General features: G+C 71.6%; 13 protein-coding genes. 9 read left to right on the top strand and 4 right to left on the bottom strand.

The window, feature by feature from the left end; translation table 11 throughout:
• The first annotated feature begins 21 nt into the window (after window positions 1-21).
• Together ACP93_RS03865 and ACP93_RS03860 are read left to right on the top strand one after the other, a co-directional pair.
• On the top strand, window positions 22-936 hold the full coding sequence (locus ACP93_RS03865; protein ID WP_048489465.1) for a M48 family metallopeptidase: 915 nt from the start codon (window positions 22-24) through the stop codon (window positions 934-936).
• A 117-nt stretch (window positions 937-1,053) separates the two neighbouring features.
• Window positions 1,054-1,512, top strand: coding sequence for a DUF6491 family protein (locus ACP93_RS03860; RefSeq protein WP_048489464.1), 459 nt, complete (start codon window positions 1,054-1,056; stop codon window positions 1,510-1,512).
• A 314-nt stretch (window positions 1,513-1,826) separates the two neighbouring features.
• Here ACP93_RS03860 and ACP93_RS03855 read toward each other — a convergent pair whose 3' ends face one another.
• The 4 genes from ACP93_RS03855 to ACP93_RS03840 all read right to left on the bottom strand — a co-directional run bounded on the left by ACP93_RS03855 (window position 1,827) and on the right by ACP93_RS03840 (window position 5,939).
• Window positions 1,827-2,105, bottom strand: a complete 279-nt coding sequence (locus ACP93_RS03855; protein WP_048489463.1) for an oxidative damage protection protein — start codon at window positions 2,103-2,105, stop codon at window positions 1,827-1,829.
• 41 nt (window positions 2,106-2,146) lie between these two features.
• Window positions 2,147-3,208: an A/G-specific adenine glycosylase gene (gene mutY / locus ACP93_RS03850; RefSeq protein WP_048489462.1), complete on the bottom strand. Its 1,062-nt coding sequence runs from the start codon at window positions 3,206-3,208 to the stop codon at window positions 2,147-2,149.
• Window positions 3,209-3,414: 206 nt separating this feature from the next.
• Window positions 3,415-4,794, bottom strand: a complete 1,380-nt coding sequence (ftsY, locus tag ACP93_RS03845) for a signal recognition particle-docking protein FtsY (protein WP_048489461.1) — start codon at window positions 4,792-4,794, stop codon at window positions 3,415-3,417.
• 437 nt (window positions 4,795-5,231) lie between these two features.
• Window positions 5,232-5,939, bottom strand: coding sequence for an AraC family transcriptional regulator (locus tag ACP93_RS03840; RefSeq protein ID WP_048489460.1), 708 nt, complete (start codon window positions 5,937-5,939; stop codon window positions 5,232-5,234).
• A gap of 172 nt (window positions 5,940-6,111) precedes the next feature.
• On the opposite strand from ACP93_RS03840, the gene ACP93_RS03835 reads away from it, so the two are divergent.
• The 7 genes from ACP93_RS03835 to ACP93_RS03805 are packed head-to-tail and all read left to right on the top strand — an operon-like array spanning window position 6,112 to window position 13,456.
• On the top strand, window positions 6,112-7,053 hold the full coding sequence (locus ACP93_RS03835) for a 4-hydroxyproline epimerase (RefSeq protein WP_048489459.1): 942 nt from the start codon (window positions 6,112-6,114) through the stop codon (window positions 7,051-7,053).
• Window positions 7,050-8,150 carry an NAD(P)/FAD-dependent oxidoreductase gene (locus ACP93_RS03830; RefSeq protein ID WP_048489458.1) on the top strand — a complete coding sequence of 367 codons (1,101 nt, stop codon included), beginning with the start codon at window positions 7,050-7,052 and terminating at the stop codon, window positions 8,148-8,150. The genes ACP93_RS03835 and ACP93_RS03830 overlap by 4 nt, the downstream gene beginning before the upstream one ends.
• The gene (locus tag ACP93_RS03825) at window positions 8,147-8,395 is read left to right on the top strand and encodes a (2Fe-2S)-binding protein (RefSeq protein ID WP_048489457.1); all 249 of its coding nucleotides are present in this window, start codon (window positions 8,147-8,149) and stop codon (window positions 8,393-8,395) included. The genes ACP93_RS03830 and ACP93_RS03825 overlap by 4 nt, the downstream gene beginning before the upstream one ends.
• On the top strand, window positions 8,388-9,758 hold the full coding sequence (locus tag ACP93_RS03820) for an NAD(P)/FAD-dependent oxidoreductase (RefSeq protein ID WP_082143362.1): 1,371 nt from the start codon (window positions 8,388-8,390) through the stop codon (window positions 9,756-9,758). The genes ACP93_RS03825 and ACP93_RS03820 overlap by 8 nt, the downstream gene beginning before the upstream one ends.
• The gene (locus ACP93_RS03815; RefSeq protein WP_048489456.1) at window positions 9,755-10,660 is read left to right on the top strand and encodes a dihydrodipicolinate synthase family protein; all 906 of its coding nucleotides are present in this window, start codon (window positions 9,755-9,757) and stop codon (window positions 10,658-10,660) included. Before ACP93_RS03820 ends, ACP93_RS03815 begins: the two co-directional genes overlap by 4 nt.
• A 1-nt stretch (window position 10,661) precedes the next feature.
• On the top strand, window positions 10,662-12,251 hold the full coding sequence (locus tag ACP93_RS03810) for an aldehyde dehydrogenase family protein (protein WP_048489455.1): 1,590 nt from the start codon (window positions 10,662-10,664) through the stop codon (window positions 12,249-12,251).
• The gene (locus ACP93_RS03805) at window positions 12,248-13,456 is read left to right on the top strand and encodes a M24 family metallopeptidase (RefSeq protein ID WP_048489454.1); all 1,209 of its coding nucleotides are present in this window, start codon (window positions 12,248-12,250) and stop codon (window positions 13,454-13,456) included. Before ACP93_RS03810 ends, ACP93_RS03805 begins: the two co-directional genes overlap by 4 nt.
• The last annotated feature ends 44 nt before the right edge of the window (window positions 13,457-13,500 follow it).

The following is a 13,500-nucleotide window of genomic DNA, read 5'->3' as shown; positions in this document are numbered from 1 at the left end:
CAGTCGGGGAGAGGAAACGGGATGAACGAGATCTTCGGCCGCCAGGGCGGCGGCCAACCGGGCGGCGGCCGCCGTGGACCGCTGGGCGGGGTGCGCTGGCTGGTACTGCTGGGCTTTGCCGTGTATGCCGGGTTCTACTGGTTCTCCAACCGCAGCGAGGATCCGTACACCGGCGAGCAGGTGCTGATCGACCGCTCGTTGAATGTGGAGGACGAGAAGGCGCTGGGTCTGCAGGCCTATCAGGAGATCCTGGCGCAGGAACGTCCGGTCGATCCGCAGTCGCAGGTGGCGCAGCAGGTGCGTGCGATCGCGCAGCGGCTGATCGCCAAGGTCGACGTGGTCGAGGACGCGCTGGCCGCCGAGCACGGCATGCAGGCCAAGCATTACGCGCGCGGCTTCGACTGGGACGTCAACGTGATCGAGTCCGACCAGGCCAATGCGTTCTGCCTGCCCGGCGGCAAGATGGCGGTCTACACCGGGCTGCTGCCGGTGGCCAGGAACGCCGATGCGATGGCGGTGGTGATGGGCCACGAGATCGCGCACGCGCTGCTGCGGCATGGCGCGCAGCGCATGGCCCAGCAGAAGCTGACCCAGATCGGGCAGATGGCCGGCGCCGCCGGTGGCCTGGATCCGCAACAGCAGCAGATGGCGATGGCGGCGATGGGCTACGGCTATCTGTTGCCGTACGCGCGCAGCCACGAAACCCAGGCCGACGAAGTGGGCCTGATGCTGGCCGCGGCGGCCTGTTTCGACCCGCGCGAAGCGGTGCCGCTGTGGGAGCGGATGAGCGCCAGCAGCGGCGGCCAGGCGCCGCCGGAATTCGCCTCCACCCATCCTAATCCGGGCACCCGCATCCAGAACCTGCAGGCGCTGATGCCCAAGGCGCTGGAGTATCGGCAACGCTTCTGCGCGTCGGCGCGCACTGCCGCGCGCTGAGCGATACGCGCGTCGCGCGTGCGTTGGCTGCCTTGTCGCTGAACGCCGCACCCGCGCCCACGCTCGCGTGCACGGCGGCAGGCGCATGATGCGCTCCACACCATCAGGAGCACTGCCATGAAACGCCTGCTGCTGTCTTCTCTCGTCGCCACGGCCATGCTGGCCGGCTGCGCCACCAACCGGCTCAGCGACGACGAGCGCCTGACCCTGTACCGCGCCCATGCCGGCGCGCCGGTGCGCGATTTCCAGTACTTCAACCGGCTCAGTGGCTGGACCGCGCTCGGCGACAGTGCGCTGGCGGTGTGGACGCGTCCGAACCAGGCCTATCTGCTGGAATTCGCCGGCACCTGCCAGGACCTGGATTTCGCCCCCAGCATCGCCATCACCCATTTCGGCAGCCAGGTCTCGGCGAAGTTCGACGACGTGCTGGTGCTCGGCGGCGGCCCCGCCGCGATCCGCCTGCCGTGCCGCATCGACAGCATCCGCCCGCTCGACGTCAAGGCGCTGCGCACTTCGGAGAAGGAGCTGCGCGAGGCCAAGGTGCAGGAACGGGCGCAGCAGGCGCCGGGTGGCTGAGGCGGGGATTAGGGAATCGGGATTTGGGATTCGCGAGCGGTGGGCGGCGGTGTGGCGAGTGTGATGTCGCGCCGTCGCTTGCTGGTGCAGCGGGGAACCTGTTGCGTTGGCTGCAGCGGCAACGCGGAGTGCGGCAAGGCCTGATAGCCGCAGGGCGCAAGCGTAGGAGCGGCTTCAGCCGCGACAGGCGTTCCTGGCAAGGCCCTGTCGCGGCTGAAGCCGCTCCTACGAGATCGGGGGAGGCGCGACGAAAGCAGGCGCTTGGTGGTGTCTGAGCGTCGGTGTGTGCGCGTGACTGCACGACGCGGCGCCGCTCAGAGCGCCTGCTCTGGCGCCACGTAGCCTTCGGGCTTGTCGGCGCCGCCCTGGAACAGGAACTTTTCCAGTTCCGCTTCCAGGAAGGCGCGGTGCTTGGGGTCGCGCGGCGACAGGCGGTTTTCGTTGATCAGCATGGTCTGGTGCGCCAGCCACGCCTGCCAGCCGGCCTTGCCGATGTGCGCGAACACGCGCTTGCCGAGCTCGCCGGGATACGGCACGTAATCGAGCCCTTCGGCGTCGCGTTGCTGGTACTGGCAGAAGACGGTGCGGGACATGGCAATTCCTGGCGATGCGCACACGGCCCCACGCTGGTGCGCTAGAGGCCGTCGAGCAGTTTGCGGATCGGTGCGGGCAGGCCCAGCGTCGACAGGTCGGCGCGCGCCACCCAGCGCAGGTCGCCATTGTCGCCCAGCGCATCGCCCATGGCGACCTTGCGCAGGCGCAGCGGCTGCAGGTGCAGGCGGTAGTGGCTGAAGGTGTGCACGATCGGCGGCAGCGCCTCGGCATCCTCGTAATCGCGCCCATGCATCCAACGCGCGTACCAGGCGCGCAGTTCGCTGTCGGTGTCGGCCTGCGGCAGGGTCCACAGCGAGGCCCAGATGCCGCTCGGCGGGCGCCGCTGCAGCAGCAGTTCGCCGGCGGCGTTCTCCAGCAGCAGCGCCAGGGCTTCGCGCTCGGGCAGGGTCTTGCCCGGCTTGGGCGTGGGCAGCGCCTCGACCAGACCGTCGCGGCGCGCCACGCAGTCGTCCTGCAGCGGGCACAGCACGCAGGCCGGATTGGCGCGGGTGCACAGGGTGGCGCCGAAATCCATCTGCGCCTGGGTGTAGTCGGCCATGCGTCCGTCGGGCACGGCGTCCACATGCGACTGCGCAAGCGTCCACAGCGGCTTTTCCACCGCCGGCAGGCCAGGGTAGCCGGCGACGCCGTGGTAGCGGGTCAGCACGCGCTTGACGTTGCCGTCGAGGATCGGGGAGCGGTCGTTCCAAGCCTGGCTGAGGATCGCGCCGGCGGTGCTGCGGCCGATGCCGGGCAGCGCATGCAGGGCATCGAAATCGCGCGGCAGGTCGCCGTCGTGCAGTTCCACGCAGCGCTTGGCAGCGGCATGCAGATTGCGCGCGCGGGCGTAGTAGCCCAGCCCGGCCCATTGCGCCATCACCGCGTCGTTGTCGGCGGCGGCCAGCGCCGGCAGGGTCGGGAAGTGCTGCAGGAAGCGCAGGAAGTAGGGGATGACCACCGCCACCTGGGTCTGCTGCAGCATGATTTCCGACAGCCACACCCGGTACGGGCTGCGCGGATGCTGCCAGGGCAGGTCATGGCGCCCGTGGCGGTCGAACCAGGCGAGCAGGCGGGTGGGGAAGGTGTCGGGAGGCTGGCGCATGCTGGCTTCAAAGTTCCTTCTCCCCTCGGGAGAAGGTGGCCCGAAGGACCGGATGAGGGGCTGTGCTGTTCCTTCTCCCGGCGGGAGAAGGTGCCCCGAAGGGGCGGATGAGGGTACGGGCGAAGCCTCGTGCACTTGATTCTGCGAGACGCTTCGCGCCGTACCCTCACCCCAACCCCTCTCCCGGAGGGAGAGGGGCTTCAATCTCACGCGCCCAGGGCGGCGGGCAGCAAGGCGTCGACGAAGGCCTCAGCGTCGAAAACGCGCAGGTCTTCGGGGCGCTCGCCGATGCCGGCGAAGCGGATCGGGATGCCGAACTCGCGGGCCAGCGCGAACACCACGCCGCCCTTGGCGGTGCCGTCGAGCTTGGTCACCACCAGGCCGGTGACGCCGACCGCGGCGTGGAACTGGCGCAGTTGCGACAGCGCGTTCTGGCCGGTGGTGCCGTCGATGACCATCAGCACTTCGTGCGGGGCGCTGGGGTCTAGCTTGCCGAGCACGCGGCGGATCTTGCCCAGTTCGTTCATCAGCCCGGTCTGGGTATGCAGGCGGCCGGCGGTGTCGGCGATCAGCACCTCGGTGCCGCGCGCCTTGCCGGCCTGCAGCGCGTCGAAGGCCACCGAGGCGGCATCGGCGTTCTGGCCCTGCGCGATCACGGTGACGCCGTTGCGCTCGCCCCAGGCCTGCAACTGCGCCACGGCGGCGGCGCGGAAGGTGTCGCCGGCGGCCAGCATCAGGCTGTGGCCCTCGTCCTTGAAGCGCTTGGCCAGCTTGCCGATGGTGGTGGTCTTGCCGACGCCGTTGACGCCGACGGTCAGCACCACGAAGGGCTTGGCGTTGCGGTCGATCTGCAGCGGCCTGGCCACCGGCTGCAGGATCGCCAGCAGGTCGGCGCGCAGCGCCTGCTGCAGCGCCCTGGCGTCGGCGAACTCGCGCGCCTTCATGCGCTTGCGCAGGCCCTCGATCAGCGCGGTGGTGGCGGGGATGCCGACATCTGCGGTGATCAGCGCGGTCTCGATCTCGTCGAGCAGGTCGTCGTCGAGCTTGGGATTGCGCGAGAACAGGCTGCCGACGCTGCGCGCGAAGCTGCTGTTGCGCAGCCGCTCGCGCCAGCCGGGCTTGCCGGCCGGGGCGGCGGGCAGGGCATCGCTGCGCACCAGGTCGGCGTCGGCGGCGGATGCGGCGACAGGCGTCGGCGGCACCGCTGCGGGCGGCTGAACGGGGGCCGGCGTCGGCTGCGGCACACTCGGCGCAGGCGCGGCGGCCGGCGCCGGCATATAGGCCTGCGGCGGAGGCGTGGGCGCTGCCGGCGGCAGCGGCGCCGGGTGCGGCTGCGGGACCGCGACCGGGGCGGGCGCCTGCACGTTGCGCTCGGCCACCGGCGCGGGCGTCGGTTCCGGGGTGGTGGCGGGCGCTGGAGCAACGGGCGCTGCCTCAGCGGCAGGCGGCGCCGACGGCACGGGCGCAGCGGGTTCGGCGCTTGCCGGCTTGGGGAAGGCGGCGGCCAGTTCCTCGATGCTGTAGCGCTGCGTGCGGCTCTCGCCGGCGTTGTCCTGGGGCTTGTTGCGGCGGAATAGGCTGACCATGGATGACGCGTGGACCGGAAACGAAGAATGCTACCACTTGCGACCTGAGCGGCCGGTGCAGCGGGGGCAGGCTGGGATGATTGGCGGAGGGTGGAATTCGTCCCTCACGAACGTGTATGCATCGTTGGCGCGGCGTCTATCCCATCACCGGACCAACCGCGACCGGGCATCCTGGTGCAGCAAGATCGCAGCGTAGATGCGGATGTGTCACGGCATGTGGATGCGATCGGCTGCGCCGGACCCTCACCCCAACCCCCGCTCCGCGCCCCGGCCCGCGCTTGCGGCGCGGGCGCTCAAGGACACGCGCGCCAGTGGCGCGCAAACCGTGCCCTTTCGCCCCGGAGGGAGAGGGGCTTTGCATCCGCAGCGTCGCGATCTCAACGCGCGCATTCAGCTCAAAAACGAATCCCCATTCCCGATTCCCCACTCCCGGCTCTTCACAGCTTGCCCTTCATCGACCGGTAGTCGCGCGGGGTCATGCCGACGGTGGCCTTGAACTGGCGGGCGAAGGCGCTCTGGTCGGCGAAGCCGCACAGTTGGCCGATGCTGGCGATGCTGTCGTCGCCGTGCAGCAGGCGCATCGCCGCTTCGATGCGCATCTTGGTCAGCAACTGCTGCGGGGTCAGCTGGAACACGCGGCGGAAGTGCCGCTCCAGTTGCGCCACCGACAGCTCGGCCAGGTCGGCCAGGGTCTGCACGCGCAGGTTGTCGCCGTAGTGCGTCTGCATGTGCTCCATGGCGCGGCTGATGCGCTCGTAGGCGGAATGGCGGCTGTCCGGCTGGCCCAGGTCGCGGGAGATGCCGACCACGCCGATCACCTCCTCGCCCTCGCACAGCGGGCGCTTGAAGGTCAGGCACCAGCCCGGGGTGCGGTTCGGAAACAGGTGCACTTCCAACTGGTTCTCGATCACCTCGCCGCACAGCACGCGCCGGTCCTGCATCAGGTAGCTGCCGCCCAGCGGCAGCGGGAACACGTCCGCGGCCGACTTGCCGATCAGGTCGGCGCGGTACTTCTTGCCCAGCCGCCGCACCAGGGTCAGGTTGACGTGGGTGTAGCGGCCGTCGCGGTCCTTCACGAAGAACACCACGTCCGGCAGGGCGTCGAACAGCGTCTGCAGTTCCAGTGCCGAAATCAGAGTGTCCATGGCGTTCACCTGCGGAAGTGGGCGGCGGTGCGGGCGCGCCGCCGCGCGTCCCCTGAATGCCGATGCTAGCTCAAGTCGGCGCCGTCGGGCGTGGCCGGGTTGTGCGAACTTCCGCATTCGCGACAGGCAAACGCTGCTAGCCGGCAGCGATGCCGAATGTGAGCATGGCCCCATGCATACACTCGATGTCATCGACTCGCACAGCGCCGGCGAACCGACCCGTGTCGTCGTCTCCGGCTTCCCCGATCTGGGGACCGGTTCCCTGGCCGAGCGCCGTGAACTGTTCCGCACGCGCTTCGACGCCTGGCGCAGCGCCATCGCCTGCGAGCCGCGCGGCTCGGACACCATGGTCGGCGCGCTGCTGCTGCCGCCGGTGGCCGCCGATGCCTGCGCGGCGGTGATCTTCTTCAACAACGTCGGCTACCTGGGCATGTGCGGCCACGGCACCATCGGCCTGGTGCGCACGCTGGCCGAACTGGGCCGGCTGAGCGCGGGCACGCACCGCATCGAGACGCCGGTGGGCACGGTCGGCGTGGAACTGCATGCCGACGGCCGCGTGTCGGTCGACAATGTCGAGAGCTACCGCCATGCCACCGGCATCGACGTGCAGGTGCCCGAGTACGGGCGCGTGCGCGGCGACGTGGCCTGGGGCGGCAACTGGTTCTTCATCACCGAGCAGACGCCGTGCGCGCTGGAATTGCGCCACCAGCGCGCGCTGACCGCCTACACCGAGGCGGTGCGGCTGGCGCTGGAGGCGGCCGGCATCCGCGGCGCCGATGGTGGCGAGATCGATCACATCGAGATCAACGGGCCGGCGCCGGACGCCAGCGCCGATGCGCGCAACTTCGTGCTGTGCCCGGGCCTGGCCTACGACCGGTCGCCGTGCGGCACCGGCACCAGCGCCAAGCTGGCGTGTTTGGCTGCCGACGGCAAGCTGGCGCCGGGCCAGGTGTGGCGCCAGCAGGGCATCCTCGGCAGCGTGTTCGAGGGCAGCTATGCGGCCGGCACCCGCGGCGTGCTGCCGCGCATCACCGGGCAGGCCTTCCTCACCGCGCGCACGCAGTTGCTGATCGATCCGCAGGATCCGTTCGCCTGGGGCATCGGCGCCGCATGAGCGGTTTCGACCTGATCGTCGTCGGCGCCGGCATCGTCGGCGCGGCCTGCGCCGATGCGGCGGCGGCCGCCGGCCTGCGCGTGGCGATCGTCGAGTCGGGCAGCATCGGCGGCGGTTCCACCGCCGCGGCGATGGGCCACCTGGTGGCGATGGACGACGATCCGGCGGAACTGGCGTTGTCGGCCTATTCGCTGCGCCTGTGGGAGGAATTCGCGCCGCTGCCGGAGGCGGAGTTCAGCCGCTGCGGCACGCTGTGGGTGGCGCGGCAGGCGCGCGAGCTGGAGGCGATTCCGGCCAAGATCCAGCGCCTGGCCGCGGCCGGGGTGCACGCCGAAGCGCTCGATGCGCAGCGGTTGTATCAACTGGAGCCGGCGCTGGTGCCGGGCCTGGCCGGCGGCATGCGCGTGGCCGCCGAGGCGGTGGTGTATCCGCCGCGGATGGCGCGCTACCTGGTCGAGCGCGCCTGCGCCGCTGGCGCGCAGCTGTACGCCGGACGCCGCGCCACCGCGCTGCTCGATGCCGGTGTGCGCCTGGACGACGGCAGCGCGCTGCATGGCCCGGTGCTGGTCGCCACCGGCTGCGCCGTGCCGGAGCTGTTGCCGGAACTGCCGATGCGCGCGCGCAAGGGGCAGTTGGTGATCACCGACCGCTATCCGGGTTTCGTCGCCCATCAATTGCTGGAGCTGGGCTATGCCGACAGCGCGCACGGCAGCGACGGCAGCAGCGTGGCGTTCAACGTGCAGCCGCGGCCGACCGGGCAGATCCTGATCGGCTCCTCGCGCGAATTCGACGCGACCGACCGCGCAGTGTCGATGCCGATGCTGCAGCGGATGCTGGAGCGCGCCTTCGCGTTCCTGCCGGGCCTGCGGCAACTGCAGGCGATCCGGGTGTGGACCGGCCTGCGCCCGGCCACGCCGGACGGGCGTCCGTACCTGGGCGCGGTGCCGGAGCGGCGCGACGTGTGGGTCGCGGCCGGCCACGAAGGCCTGGGCGTGACCACGGCGTTGGGCAGTGCGCGCCTGTTGCTGGACCAACTGCTGCAGCGGCCCACGGCCATCGACCCGGCGCCGTACGCGCCGGCGCGGGCGCTGGCATGAGCGCGCGGATGCTGCGCCTGCAGGTGGACGGCCGCGACGTCGAAGTGGTCGACGGCAGCAGCGTGGCCGCGGCGGTGGCGCAGGTCGCCACGCATTTCCGCCGTTCGCGCAGCGGCCAGCCGCGCGCGCCGCTGTGCGGCATGGGCGTGTGCGCCGAGTGCCGGGTACGCATCGACCGCGTCGGCCAGTTGCGCGCCTGCATCACCCCGGCGCGCGACGGCATGCAGGTGTGGACCGATGGCTGAATCGCGCGCCCACTACGAGGTACTGGTGATCGGCGCCGGCCCGGCCGGGCTGGCGGCGGCGCTGGCCGCGGCCGGGCATGGCCGCCGCGTCGGCCTGGTCGATCTGCAGGCGCGTGCCGGCGGCCAGATCTGGCGCCACGATGTCGCCCACGCGCCGCCGCGCCTGGCCGCGCGCGCGCTGGCGCAGCTGGCAGCCAGCGCGGTGACGTTCCTGCCGCAGACCCAGGTGTTGCTGGCGCAGGACCGGCAGTTGCTCACCGATGGTCCCGATGGCCCGCGCTGGCTGGGCTACGACGCGCTGGTGCTGGCCACCGGCGCACGCGAATTGCTGTTGCCGTTCCCGGGCTGGACCCTGCCGGGGGTGACCGGCGCTGGCGGCGCCCAGGCGCTGGCCAAGCAGGGCTGGCCGCTGCGCGGGCGGCGCGTGCTGGTCGCCGGCAGCGGACCGCTGCTGCTGGCCTCGGCGGCGACGCTGCATCGCCATGGCGCGCAGGTGCTGGGCATCGTCGAACAGGCGCCGTGGCGCGCGCTGGCGGCCTTCGCTGCGCAGCTGCCGCTGCGTTGGCCGGACAAGGCGCTGCAGGCGCTGGCGCTGCGCACGCAACTGGCCGGGGTCGGTTACCACGCCGGCAGCGTGGTGATCGCCGCGCACGGCGAGGGCCGCGTGCAGGAGGTGGAGATCGACGGGCCGCGCGGGCGCCGCCGTCTCGCCTGCGATCAACTGTCGGTGGGCTACGGCCTGGTGCCGAACGTGGAACTGGCGCAACTGCTGGGCTGCCGCCTGGACCGCAGCGGCGCGCATCCGTGCGTGGCGGTGGATGCGCAGCTGCGTACCAGCGTGGACGGCGTGTACGCCGCCGGCGAGGCGCTGGGCATCGGCGGGCGCGATTGCGCGCGGGTGGAAGGCGCCATCGCCGGCCACCTGGCCGCCGGCCAGGACGCCGATGCGCAGGCGCTGCAGCCGCAGCGACGCCGCGCGCGCGCCTTCGCCGCGCTGCTGCAGCGGCAGTTCGCGCTGGACCCGCGGATCCATGCCTTGGCCGCGCCGGACACGCTGGTGTGCCGCTGCGAGGACGTGCCGCTGGCCGCGCTGCAGGGCCATGCCGACCTGCGCGACGCCAAGCTGGCCTCGCGCTGCGGCATGGGCGCCTGCCAGGGCCGCATCTGCGGCAGCGCGCTGACCGAACTGGGCCTGGCCGCGCGCGCCTACGATTTCTCCGACGACGGCCGCCGGCCGCCGCTGTTCCCGGCGCGGTTGGACGCGCTGGCCCATCCCTGTCCGGACCCCGGTCCGGACACCGCTTGCGCCGCGCCGTCGCGCGCGGCATCCCTTCGCAACTCTCCACAAGGTGTACATCCATGAGCAAGGCTTCCTTCTGGTACGGCGTGCTGCCGGCCATCACCACTCCGTTCAACGCCGACGGCAGCATCGACCACGCGTTCCTGGCCAAGCATGCGCAGGTGATGGTCGACGCCGGCTGCACCGCGATCGTGCCGCTGGGCTCGCTGGGCGAGGCGGCCACGCTGAGCTTCGACGACAAGCTGGCGATCCTGAAGACCCTGGTGCAGGCGGTCGACGGCCGCATCCCGGTGGTGCCGGGCATCGCCGCGCTGTCCACCGACGAGGCCGTGCGCCTGGCGCAGGCGGCCAAGCAGGTCGGCTGCGGTGGCCTCATGGTGCTACCGCCGTACGTGTATTCCACCGACTGGCGCGAGATGGGCGCGCACATGCGCGCGGTGATCGCCGCCACCGACCTGCCGGCGATCCTGTACAACAACCCGATCGCCTACAAGACCGATTTCAGCCCGGCGCAGATCGCCGAGCTGGCGGCCGAGTTCCCGAACCTGCAGGCGGTCAAGGAATCCTCCGGCGACGTGCGCCGCTTCGCCGCGCTGGGCGAACTGCTCGGCGACCGCCTGGTGCTGCTGGTGGGCATGGACGATGCGATCGTCGAAGGCCTGAGCATGGGCGCCAAGGGCTGGATCGCCGGCCTGGTCAATGCCTACCCGAAGGAGTCGGTGAAGCTGTTCGAGCTGGCCCGCGACGGCGGCTACCCCGCGGCCAAGGCGCTGTACGACTGGTTCCTGCCGCTGCTGCGCCTGGACACCGTGCCCAAGTTCGTGCAGCTGATCAAGCTGGTGCAGGAGAAGGTCGGCCTGGGCAGCGAGCGCGTGCGCGCGCCGCGGCTGGTGCTGGAAGGCGCCGAGCGCGAGGCCGCGCTGAAGGTCATCGACCACGCCATCGCCACCCATCCCGGGCACTGAGATGAGCATGCAACCGCTGTTGCTGGCCGGCCATTGGCAGGCCTCGCTGGAAGAGCGCGGCAGCTTCCGCGCCGAGGATCCGCGCGACGGGAGCGAATTCGGTCCGTCGTTCCCGATCAGCGGCGCCGCCGATCTGGAAGCGGCGCTGAGCGCGGCGGCGCTGAGCGCCGATGCGCTGGCCGCGGCCGCGCCGGAACGCATCGCCGCGTTCCTGGATGCGTATGCGGACGCGATCGACGCCGACGTCGAGCGCCTGGTGGCACTGGCGCATGCCGAAACCGGCCTGCCGGTGGAGCCGCGCCTGGCCAAGGTGGAGCTGCCGCGCGCCAGCGGGCAGTTGCGCCAGGCCGCGCAGGCGGCGCGCAGCCACAGCTGGACGCAGCCGGTGATCGACACCGCGGCCGGCCTGCGCGCGCAGTTGGGGCCGCTGCACAAGCCGGTACTGGTGTTCGGCCCAAACAATTTCCCGTTCGCGTTCAACGCGGTGGCCGGCAGCGATTTCGCCTCGGCCATCGCCGCGCGCAATCCGGTCATCGCCAAGGCGCATCCCTCGCATCCGGCCACCAGCCAGCGTCTGGCGCAGCTCGCGCACCAAGCGTTGTTGGCCAACGATCTGCCGGCGGCGACGGTGCAGTTGCTCTATCACTTCGACAACACGCTGGGCCTGGAACTGGCCGGCGATCCGCGGCTGGGCGCGATCGGCTTCACCGGCAGCCGCGCCGGCGGCCTGGCACTGAAGGCCGCCGTCGACCGTGCCGGGGTGCCGGCCTACGTCGAGCTGTCCAGCGTCAATCCGGTGTTCGTGCTGCCGGGCGCGCTGGCCGAACGCGGCGCGGCGCTGGCGCAGGAGTTCTTCGCCTCCTGCACCATGGGCAGCGGCCAGTTCTGCACCAATCCCGGCATCGTGGTGGTGCCCAAGGGCGAGGCCGGCGATGCCTTCGTCGCCGCGACCACTGCGCATTTCGCTGGGGCCGCGCCGTCTCTGCTGTTCTCGCGCGGCGTGCTGGAGCACCTGCAGCGCAGCGTGGCCACGCTGCGCGATGCCGGCGCCGCGGTGCTGGCCGGCGGCCAGGCCGATGCCGGCCCTGGCTATCGGCATGCGCCGACCCTGCTGGAGGTGTCGGCCGAGGCGTTCCTGCAGCAGCCCGAAGCGCTGCAGACCGAGGCGTTCGGCCCGGTCAGCCTGATCGTGCGCGGCGGGCTGGGGCAGTTGACCGCCCTGGCGCGCAGCTTCGAGGGCAATCTCACCGGCACGATCTATCGCGCCGCCGACGGCAGCGACGATCCGGCCTTCGCCGCGCTGGCCGCGGCGTTGCGCCCGCGGGTGGGGCGCCTGATCTGCAACAAGATGCCGACCGGCGTGGCAGTGAGCCCGGCGATGAACCATGGCGGCCCGTATCCGAGCACCGGCCATCCCGGCTTCACGGCCGTCGGCATGCCTGCGGCGATCCGCCGCTTCGCCGCGCTGCACAGCTACGACGGCGTGCCCGACGCGCTGCTGCCGGCGCTGCTGCGCGACCGTAATCCCGGCAGCGTGCAGCGGCTGATCGACGGCTGCTGGACGACCGCCGACGTGGAGCCGCGCGCATGAGCGAGCAACCCCAGATCGGCGGACTGACCCTGGAGCAGGCGCACGCACAACTGGCGCCGTGGCCGCAGCTGGCGCCTGCGATCCAGGAGCAGGAGTACCGGCAACGCCTGGCCAACGCGCGTGCGCTGATGCGCGCGCACGGCGCCGGCGAGGTGCTGATCGGCGCCGGCGCCTCGCTGCGCTACTTCACCGGCGTGCCGTGGGGCGCCAGCGAGCGCCTGGTGGCGATGCTGCTGACCGCCGAAGGCGATCCGCTGCTGATCTGCCCGGCGTTCGAGGAAGGCTCGCTGGACGCGGTGCTGTCTGTGCCGGTGCGCAAGCGCCTGTGGCAGGAACACGAGGATCCGCACGCGCTGGTCGCCGAGGCCTTGCTGGAACTGGACGCGCAGAGCCTGGCGCTGGACCCGGGCGTGGCCTTCGCGGTGCACACCGGGCTGGCGGCGGTGCTGGGACGGATCGCGATCCGCGATGCGGCGGCCATCGTCGACGGCTGCCGCATGCGCAAGTCGCCGGCGGAACTGGCGCTGATGCAGCAGGCCTGCGACATGACCCTGCAGGTGCAGCGGTTGGCGGCCGGGCTGGTCCGCGAGGGCATCACCACCGCGGAACTGACCCGCTTCATCGACCAGGCGCACCGCGCGCTCGGCGCCGACAACGGCTCGACCTTCTGCATCGTGCAGTTCGGCCACGCCACTGCATATCCGCACGGCATCCCCGGCGTGCAGGCGCTGCGGCCGGGCGAACTGGTGCTGATCGACACCGGCTGCACGGTGCAGGGCTACCACTCTGACATCACCCGCACCTACATCTTCGGCGAGCCCAGCGAGAAGCAGCGGCGCATCTGGCAACTGGAGCACGACGCGCAGGCGGCGGCGTTCGCCGCGGTGCGGCCGGGCGTGGCTTGCGCGGTGGTGGACGAAGCGGCGCGCAAGGTGCTGCAGCGCGCCGGACTCGGCCCGGACTACCAGTTGCCGGGGCTGCCGCACCGCACCGGCCACGGCTGTGGCATGAGCATCCACGAGGCGCCTTACCTGGTGCGCGGCAATGCGCTGGCGCTGGCCCCGGGCATGTGCTGCAGCAACGAGCCGATGATCGTGGTGCCAGGCGAATTCGGCGTGCGCCTGGAGGATCATTTCTACGTCACCGAAGACGGTGCGCAGTGGTTCACGCCGCCGTCGCCGGCGATCGACCGGCCGTTCGCCTGATGCGCAGGGCGGCCGCCTCCACCCTTTGCCCAGCGGCCGCCGCG

The organism is Xanthomonas sp. NCPPB 1128, assembly GCF_001043115.1.
Taxonomy (GTDB): Bacteria; Pseudomonadota; Gammaproteobacteria; order Xanthomonadales; family Xanthomonadaceae; genus Xanthomonas_A.
The sequence above is the reverse complement of the archived record's forward strand: the minus strand, read 5'-3'. Positions and strand labels throughout refer to the sequence as shown.

Excerpts from the sequence above, each read along its gene's own strand:
- ACP93_RS03820 (WP_082143362.1), top strand. The coding sequence starts at position 8,388 with ATGGCTGAATCGCGCGCCCACTACGAGGTACTGGTGATCGGCGCCGGC.
- ACP93_RS03860 (WP_048489464.1), top strand. The coding sequence starts at position 1,054 with ATGAAACGCCTGCTGCTGTCTTCTCTCGTCGCCACGGCCATGCTGGCC.
- ACP93_RS03840 (WP_048489460.1), bottom strand. The coding sequence starts at position 5,939 with ATGGACACTCTGATTTCGGCACTGGAACTGCAGACGCTGTTCGACGCC.
- ACP93_RS03805 (WP_048489454.1), top strand. The coding sequence starts at position 12,248 with ATGAGCGAGCAACCCCAGATCGGCGGACTGACCCTGGAGCAGGCGCAC.
- ACP93_RS03835 (WP_048489459.1), top strand. The coding sequence starts at position 6,112 with ATGCATACACTCGATGTCATCGACTCGCACAGCGCCGGCGAACCGACC.
- ACP93_RS03830 (WP_048489458.1), top strand. The coding sequence starts at position 7,050 with ATGAGCGGTTTCGACCTGATCGTCGTCGGCGCCGGCATCGTCGGCGCG.
- ACP93_RS03810 (WP_048489455.1), top strand. The coding sequence starts at position 10,662 with ATGAGCATGCAACCGCTGTTGCTGGCCGGCCATTGGCAGGCCTCGCTG.
- ACP93_RS03855 (WP_048489463.1), bottom strand. The coding sequence starts at position 2,105 with ATGTCCCGCACCGTCTTCTGCCAGTACCAGCAACGCGACGCCGAAGGG.
- ftsY (WP_048489461.1), bottom strand. The coding sequence starts at position 4,794 with ATGGTCAGCCTATTCCGCCGCAACAAGCCCCAGGACAACGCCGGCGAG.
- ACP93_RS03815 (WP_048489456.1), top strand. The coding sequence starts at position 9,755 with ATGAGCAAGGCTTCCTTCTGGTACGGCGTGCTGCCGGCCATCACCACT.
- ACP93_RS03825 (WP_048489457.1), top strand. The coding sequence starts at position 8,147 with ATGAGCGCGCGGATGCTGCGCCTGCAGGTGGACGGCCGCGACGTCGAA.
- mutY (WP_048489462.1), bottom strand. The coding sequence starts at position 3,208 with ATGCGCCAGCCTCCCGACACCTTCCCCACCCGCCTGCTCGCCTGGTTC.
- ACP93_RS03865 (WP_048489465.1), top strand. The coding sequence starts at position 22 with ATGAACGAGATCTTCGGCCGCCAGGGCGGCGGCCAACCGGGCGGCGGC.